Origin of the sequence: Arenimonas sp. (assembly GCF_019459675.1) — a bacterium.
Taxonomy (GTDB): Bacteria; Pseudomonadota; Gammaproteobacteria; order Xanthomonadales; family Xanthomonadaceae; genus Arenimonas.
Genome location: NZ_JAIBFH010000386.1, coordinates 1 through 3,880 on the forward strand (window position 1 = coordinate 1; position 3,880 = coordinate 3,880).

Below are 3,880 nucleotides of genomic sequence, written 5' to 3' on the forward strand. Positions count from 1 at the left end.
GATAGACGGGGGGGAGGGGGCCCCCCCCCCGCCCGGGCGCGCGGGGGGCGCGCCCGGATCGGCCCCGCGCGGCCAGCATCGGCATCGCGGTGGCGATGGCCCTGCCGCTGGCGCTGGCTGGCTTCTGGCTGTTCCCGCGCCTTTCCAGCCCGATCTGGGGCCTGCCGGAAAACGCCGTCGGCCGCAGCGGCCTCGGGGATTCGATGACCCCCGATGAATGGGTGGACCTGTTCTCCGACGACAGCCCGGCGCTGCGCGTTCGCTTCGAGGGCGCGCAACCCCAGATACGGGACATGTACTGGCGCGGCCGCGTGCTGTGGCTGTTCGATGGCCGGCGCTGGAGCGGTGGCCTGGCGGCCGACCCGATGCCGGAATCGGCCCCGCAGCCCGCATCCGCCCCGCTGCGCTACGAGATCACCATGGAGCCGACCGACCGGCGCTACCTGGTGATGCTGGACGCGCCGACGCAGTCGCCGGAACCGGGCCAGCTGCAGCGCGATTACACCGTCGAGGCGAACGCTCCCGTCAGCCAGCTGATCAAGTACAGCGGGGTGTCTTCGCCGGAGGCCCGGGCCAACCCGGCGCTGTCGCCCGAGGAGTGGCGCGTCGCGCTGTCGCTGCCCGGCGGCCTCAACCCGCGCACGCGTGCCTTGGGCGAGGCCTGGCGCGCCGAAGCCGGAGACGACGATGCCGCCGTGGTCCAGCGCGCGCTGGATTGGATCGGCGCGGAGTTCAGCTACAGCCTTGCCGTGCTGCCCGGCGGCCGCAATGCGGTGGACGAATTCCTGTTCGACACCCAGGTCGGTTTCTGCCAGCACTTCAGCTCGTCCTTCGCCAGCCTGATGCGCGCGGCGGGCATTCCCAGCCGCGTGGTGCTGGGCTATGCCGGCGGCGCTCGCAACCGCTACGGCGAATACTGGGTGGTGCGCAAGATGGATGCGCATGCGTGGACCGAAGTTTGGCTGTCCGGGCGCGGCTGGGTGCGCGTGGACCCGACCGCGGCGGTGGCCCCCGAGCGCATCCTCGACACGGTCGAGGACCTCGCGCGCCGTGAATCCATCCTGCCTTCGAACTTCGGCCCGGTGATGGAGCTGGGCGACTGGGCGCGACGCGGCTGGAACGACCTGGTGCTGGGCTTCAACGCCGCGCGCCAGGCCAGCCTGCTGCGCCCCTTGGGCATCGAGCAGGCCAGCAGCACCCAGCTCGGCAGCGCCTTTGCCGTGGGCGCAGGGCTGGCGCTGGCCTTCACGCTCTGGGTGCTGATGCGCGGCCGGCCGAAACCGCGTGACCCGCTTGAGGCGGCGTGGCTGGCCTTCACACGGCGGCTGCGCCGGGCCGGCCTGGCCAAGCGGCCTGCAGAGCCCCCGCTGAGCTTCGGCGAGCGCCTGTCGGCCCTGCTGCCCGACCAGGCCGACCCGCTGCGTTCGCTCAGCCAGCGTTACGCCAGCTGGCGATACGCTCCGGGACAGATGTCGCTCGACGACAAGGCCCGCCTGATCGCCGAGCTGCGCGCTTACCGCCCCACGGCCGCCCGTGCCCGATCCGGAGAATGACCATGAAGGTTCTGCTTGCGCTCAGCGCCGGCGTTTTGTTGGCCGGCTGCGTCACGGCGCCCAAGGCGCTGCAGGGAGAGTTCTCGGCCATCGAGCCGGGCCAGTCGGCCCGCGACGGCCGGTTGGGCGACCGCGTGCGCTGGGGCGGCCGCATCGTCGAGGTGGCGCCGCAGGCCACGCGCACCTGCTTCGAGATCGTTGGCGTGCGGCTGGGCAGCAACGGCCGTCCGCTGGCACGGGACCAGAGCTCGGGCCGGTTCCTGGCCTGCCGGGCCGGATTCTATGACCCCGAAGTGTTCCTGCCCGGACGCGAGATCACCATCACCGGCCAGGTGGATGGCCACGAAGATCGCAAGGTCGGTGACTACGACTACCGCTACCCGCGCCTGGCCGCCGACGTGGTGTTCCTGTGGCCCGAACGCCGCGACGTGGACGTGATCGTCGAGCGCTCGCCCTTCTACTGGTGAACCGCGCGACTCAGCCGGGCGGCCACTGCATCGCGCGCCCGGCCAGCAGGTGCAGGTGGATGTGGAACACCGACTGGCCGCCGTCGCGGTTGCAGTTCATCACCACGCGGTAGCCGTCTTCGGCAAAGCCTTCGCGCCTGGCGTACGCAGCCGCCGCCAGCACCAGCCTGCCCACCACGGCTTCGTCGCCGGCAGCCAGGTCGTTGAGCGTGGCCACCGGCTTCTTCGGGATGAAAAGCACGTGCACCGGCGCCTGCGGCTGAATGTCGCGGAAGGCCAGCACCTGCTCGTCCTCGAAGACGATGTCGGCGGGGATCTCGCGGGCGATGATCTTGTCAAACAGCGTGCCGGCCATCGGGCGCTCCTCAGGAAGTGATTTCAATGCGCGAACCGAAGGCGTGCGCCAGCGTGCCGCGGTCGACGTATTCCAGTTCGCCACCCAGCGGCACGCCGTGGGCCAATCGGCTGGGCCGCACGCCGGCCTGGCGCGCCAGCTGCGCGAGGTAGTGCGCGGTGGCCTCGCCTTCGACGGTGGGGTTGGTGGCGATGATCAGTTCGCGCGCCTCGCCGGTGGCCAGGCGGTCGGCCAGCTTGTCCAGGCCGAGCTCGCGCGGGCCGATGCCGTCCAACGGCGACAGCCGCCCCTGCAGTACGAAATAAAGGCCGCGAAAGCCGGTGGCCTGTTCGATCACCAGCCGGTCGGCCGGCGATTCGATTGCGCACAGCAGGCTGCGGTCGCGCGAGCTGCTGGCGCAGATCGCGCAAAGCGGCGTTTCGCTGAAGTCGCGGCACGATTCGCAGTGGCCAACACGCTCCACCGCTTCGGCCAGCGCGCCGGCAAGGCACAGGCCACCCTCGCGGTCGCGCTCAAGCAGGTGGTAAGCCATGCGCTGCGCCGACTTCTGGCCGACGCCGGGCAGGCAGCGCAGCGCGTCTATCAACTGTTCCAGCAGGGGCGCGGCGCTCATCGGGGAAGCTTCAGAACATGCCCGGGATTTTCATGCCCGGCGGGATCGGCATGCCGGCCGTGGCCGCCGACATGCGCTTGGCGCTTTCTTCGTTGGCTTTGTTCACCGCGTCGTTGAAGGCGGCCGCGATCAGGTCTTCGGCCATCTCGGCGTCGGCGTAAACCGACGGGTCGATGCGCACGCTGCGGCACTCCATCTTGCCGCTGAGCGTCACCTTGACCACGCCGCCGCCGGATTGGCCCTGCACTTCGACCTGGGCCAGTTCTTCCTGCGCCTTTTTCAGGTTGTCCTGCATGCGCTGCGCTTGCTGCATGAGTTGGGCGATGTTGCCTCGCATGGCGTGTTCCTCTGGGTCAGTGGTCGTCGAAGGGACGGATGGAGTCCGGCACCACGGTGGCGCCCTGTTGCACCAGGCGGCTCACCACGGGATCGGACAGGAAATCGGACTCGGCGCCGGACTGGCGCTCGTCGCGCTGGCGCTCGGTGCGCGAATGCAGGGTTTCGCCGGCGTTGGCGCGCGCGGACTCGAAGCGCACGTGCGGCGTGCCGCCCAGTGCCCCACCCAGCGCCTGGGCCAATTGGCGGATCAGGCCCTCGCTGCGCAGGTGGTCGAAACTGTCGGGCAGCGACAGCTGCAGCACGCCGTCGGTGTAGCCGCAGAACGCGCTGTGCGCGGCCAGTTCGCGCACCGGCCCCTTCAGGCCGGCGCTGGAAACCAGCGACAGCCAGTCGTCGGCCGTGACCAGCCGGCCCGGATCGGATGCCCCGCCCGGATCGCTGGCGAGGGTGGTCCGCGCCGGCGGTGCAGCGGCCGGCTGCGCGGCGGCCGGCGGTGCCCGCACCCGCGGACCCAGCACCGGCGGTGCGGCCGCCGGGGCAGCGGCGAGGCGCG

Annotated in this window: 6 protein-coding genes and 1 pseudogene; 3 read left to right on the forward strand and 4 right to left on the reverse strand. The window is 71.1% G+C overall.

Annotated elements, in window-relative coordinates:
- Positions 1–53 precede the first annotated feature (53 nt).
- The 3 genes and pseudogenes from K0M70_RS12775 to K0M70_RS12785 form a co-directional block, all read left to right on the forward strand.
- Positions 54–983: pseudogene (locus K0M70_RS12775) on the forward strand (DUF3488 and transglutaminase-like domain-containing protein); the annotation flags it as partial.
- A 279-nt stretch (positions 984–1,262) separates the two neighbouring features.
- Positions 1,263–1,553: a DUF4129 domain-containing protein gene (locus K0M70_RS12780; protein ID WP_290782534.1), complete on the forward strand. Its 291-nt coding sequence runs from the start codon at positions 1,263–1,265 to the stop codon at positions 1,551–1,553.
- 2 nt (positions 1,554–1,555) lie between these two features.
- Positions 1,556–2,020, forward strand: coding sequence for a Slp family lipoprotein (locus tag K0M70_RS12785; protein WP_290782524.1), 465 nt, complete (start codon positions 1,556–1,558; stop codon positions 2,018–2,020).
- A 10-nt stretch (positions 2,021–2,030) separates the two neighbouring features.
- Here the strand turns inward: K0M70_RS12785 and K0M70_RS12790 are convergent, their stop codons facing one another.
- From K0M70_RS12790 to K0M70_RS12805, 4 genes are all read right to left on the reverse strand, one after another.
- A complete protein-coding gene (locus tag K0M70_RS12790; protein WP_290782526.1) occupies positions 2,031–2,375 on the reverse strand; it encodes a histidine triad nucleotide-binding protein in 345 nt (114 codons plus the stop codon).
- A 10-nt stretch (positions 2,376–2,385) separates the two neighbouring features.
- Positions 2,386–2,988 (reverse strand): recombination mediator RecR, encoded by a 603-nt coding sequence (gene recR, locus K0M70_RS12795; protein WP_290782528.1) that lies wholly within the window; start codon positions 2,986–2,988, stop codon positions 2,386–2,388.
- Between the two features lie 10 nt (positions 2,989–2,998).
- The gene (locus tag K0M70_RS12800) at positions 2,999–3,325 is read right to left on the reverse strand and encodes a YbaB/EbfC family nucleoid-associated protein (RefSeq protein WP_290782530.1); all 327 of its coding nucleotides are present in this window, start codon (positions 3,323–3,325) and stop codon (positions 2,999–3,001) included.
- 16 nt (positions 3,326–3,341) lie between these two features.
- Positions 3,342–3,880 (reverse strand): DNA polymerase III subunit gamma/tau C-terminal domain-containing protein (locus K0M70_RS12805; protein ID WP_290782532.1); only part of this gene is annotated, 539 nt, incomplete at its 5' end.

Excerpts from the sequence above, each read along its gene's own strand:
- K0M70_RS12780 (WP_290782534.1), top strand. The coding sequence starts at position 1,263 with ATGCGCGGCCGGCCGAAACCGCGTGACCCGCTTGAGGCGGCGTGGCTG.
- K0M70_RS12785 (WP_290782524.1), top strand. The coding sequence starts at position 1,556 with ATGAAGGTTCTGCTTGCGCTCAGCGCCGGCGTTTTGTTGGCCGGCTGC.
- K0M70_RS12790 (WP_290782526.1), bottom strand. The coding sequence starts at position 2,375 with ATGGCCGGCACGCTGTTTGACAAGATCATCGCCCGCGAGATCCCCGCC.
- recR (WP_290782528.1), bottom strand. The coding sequence starts at position 2,988 with ATGAGCGCCGCGCCCCTGCTGGAACAGTTGATAGACGCGCTGCGCTGC.
- K0M70_RS12800 (WP_290782530.1), bottom strand. The coding sequence starts at position 3,325 with ATGCGAGGCAACATCGCCCAACTCATGCAGCAAGCGCAGCGCATGCAG.